11 protein-coding genes and 5 pseudogenes are annotated in these 15,307 nt (G+C 42.8%); 13 read left to right on the top strand and 3 right to left on the bottom strand.

The window, feature by feature from the left end; genetic code table 11:
- The first annotated feature begins 145 nt into the window (after positions 1 to 145).
- From R1Y93_RS10920 to R1Y93_RS10860, 13 genes and pseudogenes are all read left to right on the top strand, one after another.
- A complete protein-coding gene (locus R1Y93_RS10920; protein WP_500822818.1) occupies positions 146 to 577 on the top strand; it encodes a hypothetical protein in 432 nt (143 codons plus the stop codon).
- 66 nt (positions 578 to 643) lie between these two features.
- Positions 644 to 1,453 (top strand): glycoside hydrolase family 32 protein, encoded by an 810-nt coding sequence (locus tag R1Y93_RS10915; RefSeq protein ID WP_500822817.1) that lies wholly within the window; start codon positions 644 to 646, stop codon positions 1,451 to 1,453.
- Between the two features lie 63 nt (positions 1,454 to 1,516).
- Positions 1,517 to 2,619: pseudogene (locus tag R1Y93_RS10910) on the top strand (glycoside hydrolase family 172 protein).
- A gap of 127 nt (positions 2,620 to 2,746) precedes the next feature.
- Positions 2,747 to 3,428 (top strand): annotated as a pseudogene (locus R1Y93_RS10905) (response regulator transcription factor).
- Positions 3,429 to 3,478: 50 nt separating this feature from the next.
- Positions 3,479 to 4,957, top strand: a pseudogene (locus tag R1Y93_RS10900) (sensor histidine kinase).
- Between the two features lie 421 nt (positions 4,958 to 5,378).
- Positions 5,379 to 5,567 carry a hypothetical protein gene (locus R1Y93_RS10895; RefSeq protein ID WP_500822819.1) on the top strand — a complete coding sequence of 63 codons (189 nt, stop codon included), beginning with the start codon at positions 5,379 to 5,381 and terminating at the stop codon, positions 5,565 to 5,567.
- Positions 5,563 to 6,054: pseudogene (locus tag R1Y93_RS10890) on the top strand (sce7726 family protein); the annotation flags it as partial. The gene R1Y93_RS10895 and the pseudogene R1Y93_RS10890, both read left to right, overlap by 5 nt.
- 9 nt (positions 6,055 to 6,063) lie before the next feature.
- Positions 6,064 to 7,002: a sce7725 family protein gene (locus tag R1Y93_RS10885; RefSeq protein WP_500822816.1), complete on the top strand. Its 939-nt coding sequence runs from the start codon at positions 6,064 to 6,066 to the stop codon at positions 7,000 to 7,002.
- Entirely contained in the window at positions 6,999 to 8,096 is a 1,098-nt protein-coding gene (locus R1Y93_RS10880; RefSeq protein WP_294529095.1) for an RES family NAD+ phosphorylase, read from the top strand. Before R1Y93_RS10885 ends, R1Y93_RS10880 begins: the two co-directional genes overlap by 4 nt.
- Positions 8,097 to 8,264: 168 nt before the next feature.
- Complete coding sequence (locus R1Y93_RS10875) at positions 8,265 to 9,569, top strand: SPFH domain-containing protein (RefSeq protein WP_158422807.1); 1,305 nt, start codon at positions 8,265 to 8,267, stop codon at positions 9,567 to 9,569.
- A 30-nt stretch (positions 9,570 to 9,599) separates the two neighbouring features.
- Entirely contained in the window at positions 9,600 to 10,673 is a 1,074-nt protein-coding gene (locus tag R1Y93_RS10870) for a TFIIB-type zinc ribbon-containing protein (RefSeq protein ID WP_500822815.1), read from the top strand.
- Positions 10,674 to 10,689: 16 nt separating this feature from the next.
- The gene (locus R1Y93_RS10865) at positions 10,690 to 11,514 is read left to right on the top strand and encodes a TPM domain-containing protein (RefSeq protein ID WP_500822814.1); all 825 of its coding nucleotides are present in this window, start codon (positions 10,690 to 10,692) and stop codon (positions 11,512 to 11,514) included.
- 128 nt (positions 11,515 to 11,642) lie between these two features.
- Positions 11,643 to 13,252, top strand: a pseudogene (locus R1Y93_RS10860) (glycoside hydrolase family 13 protein).
- Between the two features lie 144 nt (positions 13,253 to 13,396).
- On the opposite strand, the gene R1Y93_RS10855 reads toward R1Y93_RS10860, so the two are convergent.
- From R1Y93_RS10855 to R1Y93_RS10845, 3 genes are read right to left on the bottom strand one after another with little or no spacing between them, the layout of a single operon-like run.
- Positions 13,397 to 14,467: a hypothetical protein gene (locus R1Y93_RS10855; RefSeq protein ID WP_500822813.1), complete on the bottom strand. Its 1,071-nt coding sequence runs from the start codon at positions 14,465 to 14,467 to the stop codon at positions 13,397 to 13,399.
- Positions 14,418 to 14,546, bottom strand: a complete 129-nt coding sequence (locus R1Y93_RS10850; protein WP_500822812.1) for a hypothetical protein — start codon at positions 14,544 to 14,546, stop codon at positions 14,418 to 14,420. Before R1Y93_RS10850 ends, R1Y93_RS10855 begins: the two co-directional genes overlap by 50 nt.
- The gene (locus tag R1Y93_RS10845) at positions 14,540 to 14,977 is read right to left on the bottom strand and encodes a helix-turn-helix domain-containing protein (protein WP_500822811.1); all 438 of its coding nucleotides are present in this window, start codon (positions 14,975 to 14,977) and stop codon (positions 14,540 to 14,542) included. The genes R1Y93_RS10850 and R1Y93_RS10845 overlap by 7 nt, the downstream gene beginning before the upstream one ends.
- Positions 14,978 to 15,307 lie beyond the last annotated feature (330 nt).

Here is a 15,307-nt window from a genome sequence, read left to right as displayed (position 1 = left end):
CATTTTTATACACCGGAATATCAGTATGAAGGAATGCCCCATGGAGAAATGTGTGGGGATTTGATGCCTTTTTACAAGGATGGAGTGTATACATTTCTTTATCTTTATAAGTATTGCATTTATGCAATAGAAACAAAAAGATTTTGTGCATTATGACCATTTCAGGCCCTGGTGCTTCAGAACGGAACACCACAGGAGCAGGACTGGCATGCTGCAACAGGCAGTGTGTGCTGGGATGGGGAAAAATATTATTTTTATTATACTGGATTTTGCGAAGGGAACAGAGGAAAAAGAAGGTAAATATGAACAGGCAATCCTCAGGGCTACAAGCAGGGATCTGCAGATCTGGGAAAAGGACAGGGATTACATATTCTGTCCGGATGAGGAACATTTTGCAGGCAGACACTGGAGAGATCCCCATGTATTCTGGAATCCTGTTCTTGGTAAGTATTGTATGCTGGTTACTGCCTGTGAAAAGGATGGGGATAAGAATCGCAGTGGTTGTACTTGCAGTATACGTTTTCAGAGGATATACGAAACTGGCAATATTATGATACCATCTGTTCGCCTCGGATAGATCCCACTTTGGAATGCCACGACGTTTTGCAGATGAATGGAAGATGGTATCTGACGCATTCCTCCGATGAAAAACAATGGGAAACAAAATATAAAATGGCTGAATTCTTTAAAAGGTCCATGGGTACCGCCTCTCTGGGATGAAAAATTTGACGGCAGGGATTTCTATGCTGCAAAAACAGTTTCTGATGGGACCAACCGATATCTGGTGGGATGGCAGTCTATCCGGAAGGACTGTACCAATGAAGGCAGGTATGTATGGGGTGGAAATGTGATCGTCCATCAGCTAGTTCCAAGAGACAATGGAGAACTGGGGGTAAAAATACCGGATACGATCCTTCAGTCTTTTTCTAAAAGAATAAGTCTGGAACAGATTCCTAAATCTGGATTTTGGAAATGCAGTTCAAAAGCCGGAACAGCAGATTTGCTGACAGAAGGAATTTCTAAAGATGGGTTTGGCTGGATACAGATGGGGGCAATGAAAAATGTATGTCTGATAAAAGCAAGATTGCAATGGACAGAAGGAACTCATGCAGTTGGGATCATGTTCCATGTATCCGGAGAAAAAATGAATCAGTGGTGTCAGCTGCGTCTGGAACTGGGACATGGCCGAATGGTACTGGAAAGATCCGGGAAAACAGAAATGGATCAGTTTTTTGAAGAAACCCGCCCTGTTCGTTTTAGAGAAGACAGAACTGTACAGATTTTCATTCTTACATCTAACGATATTGTGACAGCTTATGTGGATGATGTGGCCCTTAGCGGAAGATGTTATGGTTTTACACCGGGTAATGCAGGAGTTTTCACAGAATATGGAAACGTGCAGGTGCAGCAGTTTGAAATGTACGAAGGAGAAGAACAGAACGAAATCAGATAACAGAACAAAAGATTGCAGCCAGAGAATTGGATTGACAGATATGTGTTCTGAGGACAGGAGGCGCTGATGAATTTATTTGGGAATATCTTTCCTTATGGGAAGTTTGGCAGTTCCCGTGCCATTAATGGGGAGAACCCTACTGGAGAAAAGGGTAAAGGAGGAATGGCAGCGGGAAGCCTTGGCAAAAGCCGAAAAGGTCATCCATGCATTACAGATATTGCACCAGGCAGTACTACAGTCCTGGCAGATATACATGGGTGTGGGGTAATTAATCATATCTGGATTACAGTGGATAACAAAACCACGCAGGGTGACTGTTTTGTGCTTCGGGATCTGATACTTCAGATGATCTGGGACGGTGAAGAATATCCGGCTGTAGAGGTACCATTAGGGGATTTCTTCTGCTGTGGTTTCGGGAAAGAATGTATGGTAAATTCTTATCCCATTGCAGTAGTGCCGTCTCGTGGACTGAACTGCTATTTTTCTATGCCATTCAGGAAAAGAGCACAGATCCGCTTGATCAGCCAACATAAAAATCCTGTGCCGGCCTTTTTTTACCAGATTGATTACTGTCTGTATGATTCTCTGCCGGATCCTGTGTTTTATTTTCATGCAAAATGGAACCGGGAGCCTGTAACCTGTAAAAAGAAGGATTATACCATTCTGGACGGGGTACATGGAAAGGGTATTTATGTAGGAACTTATATTGCGCTACAGACACTGGAACGGTATTGGTGGGGAGAAGGGGAAGTGAAATTTTATCTGGATGGGGATAAAGATTACCCTACCATCTGCGGCACCGGAATGGAGGATTATGTAGGCGGTTCCTGGAGTTTTGCAAGCCCGGAACCTGGTAAATGAAAGAACAGACCTATTCAACTCCTTTTCTTGGATATCCTTATTATTCTGCCCATGATGATCTGACTACGCATCCTTATCATAATGATGACTGTCCTCCCATGCGAGGAATGTACAGGTTTCACATTCCGGATCCAATATATTTCCAGGAAGATATCCGCGTAACTGTACAGCAGATCGGAATGTCCCATAATGGATTGTTTGAACGGCAGGACGATGTGTCCAGCGTGGCATATTGGTATCAAATGGAGGGTGGGAAGAACCGGTATGAACCGCTGCCGCCAAAAGAGGAACGGTGGCCCAGATAAAATATTACTTGTGGATAGCAATCGTATCCCTTCACACAAAAGTCACAAACTCGCCTTGAAATGCCCACAGATGCGTTATATTATATAACTATGAATTTTATAGGGCGGATAACAAGGAGGTTTATAAATGGATACACTTAAGATTCTCGTAGTGGATGATGAAAGCCGTATGAGAAAGCTGGTAAAGGACTTTCTGTCAAAGAAGAATTTCCAGGTGCTGGAAGCTGGTGACGGTGAAGAGGCCATGGATATATTTTATAAAGAAAAGGATATTGCATTGGTGATCCTGGACGTGATGATGCCGAAGATGGACGGCTGGGAAGTGTGCAGGGAGATCCGCAAGGATTCCAAAGTGCCGATCATCATGCTCACTGCAAGAAGTGATGAAAGAGACGAGCTTCTGGGCTTTGATCTGGGAGTGGATGAGTACATATCCAAGCCATTCAGTCCCAAGATCCTGGTGGCAAGGGTAGAGGCGATCCTGCGCCGTACAGGGCAGGGAAGCCAGCAGGATGTACTGTCAGCAGGAGGGATCGTGATTGATAAGGCTGCTCGATCTTGCCACTGTAGATGGGAAGGCTATGGATTTAAGCTTTAAAGAATTTGAACTTCTCACATACTTTCTGGAGAACCAGGGCATTGCCCTTTCCAGAGAGAAGATCCTGAACTCTGTATGGAATTATGATTATTTCGGAGATGCAAGAACCATTGACACCCATGTGAAGAAGCTGCGCAGCAAAATGGGTGAGAAAGGGGAATACATTAAGACCGTTTGGGGTATGGGCTATAAGTTTGAGGTGGGAGAATGAAAACACCAGGGAAACATAAAAAAGCCGCAAAAGCCCAAAAACTGCACACTATGAAGCACCAGATCACCTTTACTTTTATAGGGCTTCTTTTACTTTCTGTGCTTGCAATTACGTTGATCAATGGGATTTTTCTTGAAAAATACTATGTGTCACGGAAGAAAGAGGTTTTGCTGTAGGCCAAAGAGGTACTGGCGCAGATCGATGTTGATGAAGTAGTCCACGATGACGGCACAGAGGAAGAACTGCCTTCACAGATCGCACAGTCAGGTTCCAGAAAGAATCTTACCTGGGTATTGATCAACAGCGATAACACCAAGTATATCTGCTGGCCGGAGAATGAGGATCAGCTGCGAACAAGCTGTTTTTCGGGTATGCAAGCAATCTGGATGATGACAAAGTAAAGGGTAAGATCCTGGAATCCACTGACGACTATGTGGTACAGCAGGTGCATGACCGTTTTGTGGGAATGGATTATGTGGAATGCTGGGGCGTTTTTGATAATGGAAATTATTTCCTGATCCGGAGCCCGCTGGAAAGTATCCGTGAAAGTGCTGCCATATCCAATAAGTTTTATTTCTTTGTGGGAGCACTGATCATTATTGCCAGCGGTATTGTGATCTGGATCGTAACAGGAAGGATCACAAAGCCGATCAGCGAACTGACGGAGCTTTCAAGAAAAATGTCAGACCTGGATTTTGAAGCGAAGTATGAAAGTCATGCAGGCAACGAGATCGATGTTCTGGGAGATAACTTCAACCGGATGTCCGGCCAGCTGGAAACTACTATTTCAGAGCTTAAATCTGCTAATAACAAGCTTCAGAAGGATATTGCAGATAAGGTTAAGATCGATGAGATGCGTAAAGAATTCCTGGACAACGTGTCCCACGAGCTGAAGACTCCCATTGCCCTTGTGCAGGGGTATGCAGAAGGACTGAAGGAAGGGATCAATGATGATCCGGAAAGCATGGAGTTCTACTGTGATGTGATCATGGACGAAGCATCAAAGATGAATAAGCTGGTGAAAAATCTTCTTACCTTGAATCATCTGGAGTCCGGCAGGGATGAGATCGTGATGGAACGCTTTGACCTGACAGCTTTGATCCAGGGGGTTCTGTCCACCATGGATATTATGATCCAGCAAAAAGAGGCAAAGATCATTTTCTGAGGAAGAGAAGCCGGTTTATGTTTGGGCAGATGAGTTTAAGACTGAGGAAGTAGTTACCAATTATGTGAGCAATGCCCTGAACCATCTGGAAGGGGAACACGATGATAGAGATAATTAGATCCTGAAAGAAGAAAGCACAGTAAAGGTTACAGTCTTTAACACAGGAACGCCTATACCGGAGGAGGATATCCCCAAGCTGTGGAATAAGTTCTTCAAAGTGGATAAAGCCCGCACCAGGGAATATGGCGGCAGTGGTATTGGACTTTCTATTGTCAAGGCGATCATGGAGGGCATGAACCAGAAATATGGAGTTGTGAATTTTGATAACGGAGTGGAATTCTGGTTTACCCTTGACAGGAAATAAGGGTTATATAGAAAATCTGAAAAGGTATAGACCGGAAATATAAAAAATTCTTTGGGCTGTTGCATTAGCAATGTTTTGTGCTAAGTGATAGCCCTTTTAAAGTAGAACTTAATCGGGCATTACTTGTATATTTGTTAGGGGAGAGCATTCTGATAGACTGGAATAATATAATTATTCATCAGAAAACTTGACAAATTTTGTTTGAACGAATACACTGTATAAAATGATATTATATTTGCAGAAAGGTGGTACTTTGAGTGGACAATGCTAATTCAATATTGCTTAATCGTTTCTTTACTCGAAACACCTTTAAGCAAGTGATTGATGATGGGGAAAGTCCTGCATATATAGCAGCAATGCGCAGATATATTGTTGAACCTACTAGGAAAACCAATAAAGAATGCATTAGCGAAATTTATCAATACCTAAAAAAGAATACCAAAATGAATATTATTATAAAAACACTTTACTCAACAAATTATTACTTGGCGTTCATAGTCCACATACTACGACGGCATTAACCGAAGTACCAGTAGGAAATTCAAAAGCTGACTTCATTTTAATAAACGGGAAAGCTGTTGTATATGAGATAAAAAACAGCCTTAGATAATTTTGATCGTCTTGACGGTCAAATTGAAAATTACTATAAAGCTTTTTCAAGAGTGGTTGTTGTTACATCAGAAAAGAATTTTGATGATATACAGCAAAGGTTGCAAAATTCTCCTACAGGGATCTGCATATTGACAAAAAAGGGAACATTGAGTGTACGCAAGGAACCAATTGAATATAATGAGATGCTTTCGAAATCAATTATGTTTAAGATTCTGCGTAAAAATGAGTATGAGCAGATCTTGCTTAAACATTTTGGACGGTTACCAGATGTATCGCAATTTGAATACTATAGAGTATGTCAGGCAATGTTTGAGACATTGCCAACAGATGTAGCTTATCAAATGTTCGTTCAAATCTTGAAGTTAAGAGTGAAAATAGATGTTGTTGAATACTCAAAAATACCGTATGAATTGAAGTTCTTAATTTATTTTTCAAATTACAAGAAAAGTGACTACGCAAAATTATGCTGTTTTTTGAATTCATAGGAGGATATTATGTATTTTCCGATTTTACGAGGTCGTCAATTTGAACTTTTGGCTCTACGTGAGTGTGTTAATCAGAGACTGCTTGGCAGCAAAATAATTCCTATTGTAGAACCAGTAAAAGTATCATCAACTTATACGAAAACAGTGGATTCTTTTATTAACGCCGGTCAGTCTATTGCTATCATTCGAAATCCGCAAGTAGGTTCTTGGACTAAGGATGCGAAAAAGGAAAGCAATGCTAAAATTTATGAACAAGCCATCGAGCAGTTTAAAGATGTGAATGTTATTTCTTCTTTTTATGTGACATCAAAGTTATCTGCTGACATTGACTTTGCTGCTAAAAGGGGACTTTCAATTGATTCTCTTCTTTTGCTTTGCAACAATCCGGAATATGTGGACAACTACGAAGAAGTAATTGGGGATAACATCCCTATGTATAATGTGATCCCTGATAAAGGTGATTTTAGAAGAAGAATTCGTGCTAATCGTGTTATGTGTGAAGACCATTTCCCGAAACAAATGAGAAATATTGATTATTTAGATATAGAATCGGAATTCTTTTCGTCTGATCACTTGTACTATGCATATGATGGATATAAAGGTTTTTCTGATTACTCTGTTGTAGGCGAGGAATATAGTGAAACTGGTTTCGCTCCATATGCGGTGGCAATTCACATTGTGTATTTTGATAAGAAGAACATTTTAAGAATTGCACACTTTGTTTCTGATTCTAATGACGATATCTCTGACCCGGCAAGAAAATTTGCGGAAGCTGTTGAAAAATTAGTCGAGTGGAATAAAACTATGAAATTGAATACCCTAGGTATCCGAGAATTTGAAACAGCCTACCGCAACAAGACTTATCCAGGATTAGGCGTTGTAAAGAAGTACTCGATTATGCACCATCTTGAACTGATGGGCAAATATTTGGATGGGGTAGCAAAATGATTTTTTGTGAACATTGTTTTAATGACAAGGAAATTGCCTCAATTATTTGCGCTATATCTGCATCAAATACAGGGGAATGTCCTGTGTGTCATCATAGAGATGGACACTTGTATGACACAAGCATACAAAGCGAATTAACTCCTTATTTTGAAGAATTATTAAGCATCTATACTCCTTTTACTATGCTTCCAGATGATTATCCCAGAGCCGAAACCAGATCTTTGATTGATGATCTGAAAGATCGATGGGATATTTTTGCAGAGATTCCAAGAAGACAGATTTATGAGATATTAAAGGCGGTTTGTAGTGAATTCTATGCAAGTGTTCCTGAGCTTTTTGATGGAGCGGTTGGCATTCCGGAACTATATGATAGTGCATATCTAAAAGATCATGCTTTGTTAAAGAATAATGATTGGGATTCTTTTGTAATGGAAATTAAAACAAAGAACAGATATCATTCAAAGCTGATCAATTTTGATATTCTGAAAAAGTATTGTTCGTTTATACGAAAAACTTACAAAACTGGAGATCTATTCTATCGTGCAAGAATTTCTGAACGGAATGGATATCCAATTGACGAGATGTCTGCGCCTCCAGCTGGGAAGAGTTCGGAAGGTAGGGCTAATGCCAGAGGTATTACCTGCCTTTACGTAGCTAGTGATATTGATACCACTTTACATGAAGTACGTGCAGGTGTTTTTGATTTTGTATGTGTCGGTACGTTCCGATTAAAGAAAGATATTACAGTGGTAGATCTGCGAGCTATAGCTGAGATTAGCCCATTTGTCGAAGGACTCGAATATCTTGATCATGCAATAAACAAGCAATATCTCGAAAAGCTAAATACTGAAATGAGTAAATCTTTACGCAGAAGTGACAGCACATTGGACTATGTTCCTACGCAGTACGTTGTTGATTTTATTAAAAGTATTGAGCATAACGGCACGCAAGAGTATGATGGAATCGAATACAATAGCACAACAAATCCCGGGGGATATAATCTGGCAATTTTCAATCCGGATTTGTTTGAGTGCATATCAACAAGTGTATATGATATAGAAAAGTTACAATATACATCTAAGAGAATAATGTAGAACTACAAAAGCAAGAGAGTCAATCCGTTTAGAGTGACTCTCTTGCTTTTGTTTTCTACGTTTTTTGAAAAAATTAAGGAAAAATGCATTTCATTCAAATAGGTGATGAAAAAAAACAGAAAATGCGGTAGAATAATAAATAATAACATTTTTACGGGAGGTAGAGGTATGGGATTACTTAAGGCTGGAATAGGTGCAGTTGGAGGCGTGCTGGCAGATCAGTGGAAGGAATATTTTTATTGTGAAGCTATGGATCGGGACATTCTTGTGATGAAGGGCAGGAAGCGGACCGGGAAAAGATCTTCCAATAAAAAAGGAGATGACAACATTATTTCCAATGGCTCTGTGATCGCTGTGGCAGACGGACAGTGTATGCTTATTGTGGATCAGGGCAAGGTAGTGGAGGTGTGCGCACAGCCTGGGGAATTTGTTTATGATACTTCCACAGAACCAAGTATTTTTTCTGGTGATCTGGGAGAAAGCCTGAACAATACCTTTAACAAGATCGGACAGAGATTTGCCTTTGGCGGAGATACAGGGAAGGATCAGAGAGTATATTATTTTAATACAAAGGAGATTATGGATAACCGTTTCGGAACTCCTTCTCCTATCCCGTTTCGGGTGGTAGACAGAAATATCGGTCTTGATATCGATGTGTCTGTACGTTGTAATGGAGTGTATTCCTACAGGATCACTGACCCCATTCTGTTTTATACAAATGTGTGCGGCAATGTTTCCGAGGAATACACAAGAGAGGAACTGGACAGTCAGTTAAAGGCGGAGTTCCTTACAGCATTACAGCCGGGTTTTGCAAGGATTTCAGAGATGGGAATCCGTCCGAATGCGATTCCGGGACATTTAATGGAACTGACAGATGCTATGGATAAGATCCTCAGTGAGAAATGGCAGGGACTGCGCGGTCTGAAGATCGTAGCGATCGGCATGAATCAGGTTACACTTCCTGAAGAAGATGCTGAGATGATCAAACAGGCTCAGAGAATGGCTATTTTACAAAATCCGTCGATGGCAGCAGCTACACTGGCAGGAGCACAGGCAGAGGCCATGAAGATGGCTGCTTCTAATCAGAACGGAGCCATGATGGGATTTGCCGGCATGAATATGGCATCTGCACAAGGCGGTATGAATATGCAGGGACTTTACCAGATGGGAGCACAGCAGAACATGGCAGGGATGCAGCAGGGAATGCCCGGAGCACAGCCATATATGGCAGGGATGCAGCAGGGAATGCCTGGAGCGCAGCAGAACATGGCAGGGATGCAGCAGGGAATGCCTGGAGCACAGCAGACTGCGCCAGGAAGCTGGCAGTGTCAGTGCGGCACGATTGCAACCGGGAAATTCTGTCCGGAATGCGGTTCTCCAAGACCGGTTGTACAGGATCAGTGGACCTGCTCCTGTGGCACAGTAAATAAAGGGAAATTCTGCCAGGAGTGCGGAAAGAGCAGACCTTTTTAACGTACCAGCACAGGGAAAGGAGACAACCGGATGAGTGATGTAATGGAATATAAGTGCCCGGCCTGCGGCGGGGCTATGGAGTTTGACAGCAAGACACAGCAGTTAAAGTGCCCATACTGCGATACCCAGATCAGTGTGGAAGAGTGGGAAAGACAGAATGCAAAAGACCAGGGAACCGCTCAGTGGACATCAACAGGTAACGAAACCTGGTCCCAGGAAGAAACCCAGGATATGAAGGTTTATGTGTGTCAGTCCTGTGGAGGTGAAATTATTGCCGAACAGACTACAGGAGCATCTTCCTGTCCGTTCTGCGGGAATAAAATCGTTGTAAAAGGTCAGTTTGCAGGAGATCTGAAGCCGGACCGCATCATACCTTTTAAGCTGGATAAAAAGGCAGCAAAGGAATCTTATAAGAACCATCTGAAAGGAAAAAGCTTTTTGCCTTCTGTATTTGCAAGGGAAAATCATATTGATGAAATAAAAGGAGTATACATTCCTTTCTGGCTTTTTGATTCGGATATTCATGCAGATGTTTCCTACAAAGCAGAAAAGATCCGGGTATGGGAACAGGGCGACATGGAATATACCGAGCGGAAATCCTATGATGTAAAACGAGGCGGGAATATGTCTTTTACCCATTTGCCGGTAGACGGATCCCGTAAAATGGATAATACCCTTATGGAATCTATAGAACCATTTGATTTTGCAGAGGCTGTTCCGTTTCAGAATGCTTATCTTGCAGGATACTTTGCAGACCGGTATGACGTGGAAGCCAAAGACAGCCAGGAACGGGTTACACAGCGGATCCGTAAAAGTGCAGAAGCAGCCATGAGTCAGGATATGGAGCATTATACTTCTGTAAATATGGCGCACAGCGATATACATATTTTGAATGCAGAGTACATGTATGTGTTATATCCGGTATGGCTTTTAAGCACCACATGGAATGGGGAACACTATCTTTTTGCCATGAATGGTCAGACAGGAAAGATGGTGGGAGATCTGCCGGCTGATAAACAGGCATTCTGGAAATATGTGCTGTCCAGAGGTGTGGCCATCGGCGCTGTCCTTTATGGACTTATGTGGCTGCTGATGCTGTTATAGGAGGGGGGACAAGACAATGAGAAAAAGAATTTGTAGAACTGTAACTTTATTTCTTATGACTGTTCTCACCACTATGAGTGCAACACAGATTATGCCTGTGAATGCAGAAGAGGTTCAGGAACACGGGACCCTTCTGGTAGATAATGCCGGGATCCTGGAAAAAGAACAGTATGAAGAGCTGGAAAAGAAACTTGAAGAGGTAAGTACACAGCAGGCCTGTGACGTAGTGATTGTTACGGTGCCGGATCTGGAGGGAAAGGAAGCCACTGTATACGCAGATGATTATTATGACCTGCAGGGATATGGACAGGGACAGGATCTGGATGGTATCCTATTTTTGCTGGATATGGGAGACAGGAACTGGGCCATCAGTACCAGTGGCTTTGGGATCACTGCGTTTACAGATGCAGGACAGGAGTATATCATCGAACAGATTTCCACAGAACTGAAGGATGATGATTATTACGAAGCATTTGAGGACTTTACCTCTCTTTGCGATGATTTCCTTACACAGGCGAAAACAGGAGAGCCATACGATACCGACCACCTTCCCAAAGAGACCCCGGGCCTTTTCTGGATACCGGCAGATCTTCTCATCGGTCTGGTGATCGCACTGATCATTGGGCTTATCAAGAAAAGCAAGCTGACGTCTGTAAGGCAAAAAGTAAGTGCACAGGATTATGTGGTGCCAGGCAGCATACGGCTTACCACCAGACAGGATCATCTGGTAAATTGCATAGTTACAAAGAAACCGATTGAGAGACAGGAAGAGAATTCCGGCAGCACTACACATACTTCCTCACAGGGGAAAACCCATGGAGGATCCAGTGGGAAATTCTAAGAGAATTGCAGTACGATTCTTATCCGAAGACATTCTTAAAGATTATTAAAACAGAAAGGAAAAGAACATAAATGGAAAAAGCATGGTGGAAAGAAGCGGTTGTTTATTAGATTTATCCCAGAAGCTTTATGGACAGCAATGGAGATGGGATCGGAGATATTAAGGGGATCACATCCAGACTGGATTACCTGCAGAAGCTTGGGATCAGCGTGATCTGGTTATCACCGGTTTATAAATCCCCAAATGATGATAATGGATATGACATCAGTGATTACCAGGCGATCATGACAGAGTTTGGAACGATGGAGGATTTTGATGAAATGCTCACAGAGGCTCATAAGCGTGGGATCCGGATTCTGATGGACCTGGTGGTGAACCATACCTCTGATGAACATAAATGGTTTGTGGAAAGCCGTAAGAAAGAAGATAATCCTTATCATGATTATTATATCTGGAGACCTGCTAAAGAGGGAAACCTTCCGCCTAACAACTGGGGCTCCGTTTTCGGGGGCTCTGCATGGCAGTATGATGAACAGCGGCAGATGTACTACCTGCACCTTTTTTCAAAGAAGCAGCCAGACCTGAACTGGGACAATCCCCAGGTGCGAAAAGAAGTTTTTGATATGATGAACTGGTGGTGTGAAAAGGGTATTGATGGTTTTCGCATGGATGTGATCAGTATGATTTCCAAGACAAAGGAGATGCCGGATGGAGAAACCCACGGCGGTAAGTATGGAGACTTTGGGAAATATTCCATCCATGGCCCTAATGTGCATAAATATCTGAAAGAAATGAATGAAAAGGTGCTTTCCAGATATGATATTATGACAGTTGGGGAAACAGCAGGAGTTACTGTTGAGGAAGCCCAGAAGTATGCAGGCAAAGACGAGCATGAGCTGAATATGGTATTTCAGTTTGAACATGTGGACGGAGGCAAATACGGGAAGTGGACGGATGAACCCAAGCCATTAACAGAGCTGAAACAGATTCTGTCAAAATGGCAGACCCCAGCTTTATGGAAAAGCATGGAACAGCCTTTTCTGGGATAATCATGATCAGCCAAGGGTAGTATCCCGCTATGGCAATGACAGCAAAGAGTACAGGGAAGTGTCTGCAAAGATGCTGGCTACCTGCCTTCATATGATGCAGGGGACGCCATATATATATCAGGGAGAGGAGCTGGGAATGACCAATTATCCTTTCAAGACCCACGGCAGATTTTCATGATATTGAGAGCATTAATGCATACAAGGAGTGGTGTGAAAGCGGAAGCTTAAGCCATGAAATATTCTGGCCATGCCTCACCTTTACAAGCAGGGATAATGCCCGTACTCCGGTACAATGGGATGACAGCCAAAGTGCAGGCTTTACCACAGGAACGCCCTGGATGCCTGTAAATCCTAATTACAAAGAGATCAATGCCAAAGCAGAGCTTCAGGATCCGCAGTCTGTGTTCTATTATTACCAAAAACTGATCCAGCTCCGGAAAGAGTATCCGGTGGTCGTATATGGAAAATACCAGCTGCTTCTCCCTGATGATCCGGATCTTTTCGTATATACAAGGGAGCTGGAGAAAGAGAAGCTTCTGGTTGTATGCAATTTCTCCGGCAAAGAACAAAGCATTCAGCTGCCGGAAGAATTTGTAAATGGCAAATGCCTTATTTCCAATCTTCCAGGTCAGTATGATCAGCAGCAGGTGCAGCTGAAGCCTTATGAGGCGTTTGTGCTGTATCGCTGATAGGAATGACCATATTTTCAAATGCATGCAGCATTTTCGGATGACGGATCAAAAAGTGCATGGCAGGAGCTTTGTTTTTGGAAACCATGACCCAGCTGCCTTTGTGGATCTGGATCTGGATATTGGAAAAAGCAGTTTCTGTGGTCAGGCGGCAGGTATAATTGGGATGGCATTCCTGGAATTTTTTAAGAAGCAGCAGATGCTTCTGATAGTCTTCCCAGCTGTAGAAAATGTCCTTTTCACAGAAAATACCTGACAGGGAAAGTCGCATGGGAGATCTGTGGAATTCTTCTTCGGTAAGAAGGGGCATCTCTTCTGTGATGGTATCGCTGGAAAGGATCTGCAGTGCCATTTCCAGCTGTTCTCTGGCATGGGACAGGATTTGCGTCCGCTCTTTGGAGGTAACCTGATTGTGATCCATGATCTGGCAAAGCAGGGCTTCATCTGCTGTGTAAAGAGGCAGTGAGGACAGGATCCCATACCGGCTGCCGCCAGAAGCAATATCCGAATGTAAAAACGCATGATAAAGAGAACGGGAATCCTTGACCCATAGATTTCCATAAGGGGCAGAGCCTTGGATAACAGGTGCTCTGCTCTTTTTTTATAATAAGCAACTTCTTCCTTATTATTGGTAAGATAATACCGGCCATTTTCGTGATAACCTGTAATGGCTTCGCCGGAAAGAGCCGCACTGCCGGATACCTTCAATAAATGGGAAAAGGTAAGGTTGGCAGGAGTTTTCAGATAATAGGGGGAGATCTGGCCGGTCATATACATGGGGATCCAGCTTTCAAGTCCCAGCATCATATCTGTAAAGGATCGGTTCAGACAGTGGATCTGATTCAGATGCAGTCCTTTTTTCAACATCATGGCCATGCCAAACATCCACTTTTTCGGGAAATCCGGATCCTTTGCCATTTCTTCCATAGGCATGTCACTGTACATGGTCACAGCTTCCGTGGATTTGGAAAGAACTGTGGTTTTCAGAAAAGCCAGCTCACTGTCCATCATTTCAGACAGACCGTAATAGGATTTTGAAATGGGAAACTGGAAAGGTACAGAGGGTACTTTCATCTTATCAAAATGAATCACACGGATGTATTCATTCAGGTCAAATTCATCCAGCTTTCGGAGAAAACCTGAAAGATCGTCTTTCTCTTTATTTTCACCCTGTATCAGCCACCGGGGAAAGTGCTTCAAAATATGCAGTATCATCCATAAGCTCCTGAGGATCGCAGCCGGTAAGGCGGGCAACCATAGTACGGTGGGAGACTTCCGGATATCGTTTTACCACAAAATGAGCGGTTCCCTCAGCGGAAAGCGGGGATCGGAAGGCGTCCGCTGTCCATTCCTGATCCTGGAAATATAAGATGAGTCGTAATTTAGTGCACGGGCCAGATCAGATACGCTAATGGAAAGACTTGACAAAAGGGCGTGGAAATTACGGGAAAACCGGTTCTCCAACTGAGGATTCATATCCCCGGCAGTGGAAAGTATCTGCAATTTTTTGAAATGTAAGGTCACTCTGACCATTTTCGGCAGCAAGCTGAGAAATTGCCTGGCATAGAAACTCAAAATGCTGTGAATCCGGGAAGGGATGTGCTCACCGGAACGGTAACGGCTGATGGTAGCACCGGAGATGCCGGAATAACGGGAAAGCTGGCTGGCTGTACAGCCCAGTGCATCTATGTACTGGTTCAGAATATCTTTAAATGAAGCTGGCATATATATGGACCTCCTTATAGAAACCAAAACACCCCACTTTTATGTTCATATCGGGGCGTGTCCCAAGGTCATTTCCCATCCCTTGTGCAAGCACAGGTGGGATCAGACCTTTTGATACTGGAATCATTATATATAAAATCAGCAGGACAGTCAAACTCATGGATCTACAACGACACTGGCAAGACTACTCACGGACAGAGCATCTGGCAAGACTATTCACTGTACTAGCAAGAGAAGGGATGTGATTATTGAAGAAAAAATTCTCATACGGGCCATAAAAATACGCGAAAAACATGTTTTTCTACGTGAATGACTTGCCAAAAGATTGGA

The organism is Blautia sp. HA3515 (genome assembly GCF_059933065.1).
This window is presented reverse-complemented; position numbering and strand designations above follow the sequence as displayed.

Excerpts from the sequence above, each read along its gene's own strand:
- R1Y93_RS10915 (WP_500822817.1), top strand. The coding sequence starts at position 644 with ATGAAAAACAATGGGAAACAAAATATAAAATGGCTGAATTCTTTAAAA.
- R1Y93_RS10885 (WP_500822816.1), top strand. The coding sequence starts at position 6,064 with ATGTATTTTCCGATTTTACGAGGTCGTCAATTTGAACTTTTGGCTCTA.
- R1Y93_RS10880 (WP_294529095.1), top strand. The coding sequence starts at position 6,999 with ATGATTTTTTGTGAACATTGTTTTAATGACAAGGAAATTGCCTCAATT.
- R1Y93_RS10875 (WP_158422807.1), top strand. The coding sequence starts at position 8,265 with ATGGGATTACTTAAGGCTGGAATAGGTGCAGTTGGAGGCGTGCTGGCA.
- R1Y93_RS10870 (WP_500822815.1), top strand. The coding sequence starts at position 9,600 with ATGAGTGATGTAATGGAATATAAGTGCCCGGCCTGCGGCGGGGCTATG.
- R1Y93_RS10865 (WP_500822814.1), top strand. The coding sequence starts at position 10,690 with ATGAGAAAAAGAATTTGTAGAACTGTAACTTTATTTCTTATGACTGTT.
- R1Y93_RS10855 (WP_500822813.1), bottom strand. The coding sequence starts at position 14,467 with ATGATACTGCATATTTTGAAGCACTTTCCCCGGTGGCTGATACAGGGT.
- R1Y93_RS10845 (WP_500822811.1), bottom strand. The coding sequence starts at position 14,977 with ATGCCAGCTTCATTTAAAGATATTCTGAACCAGTACATAGATGCACTG.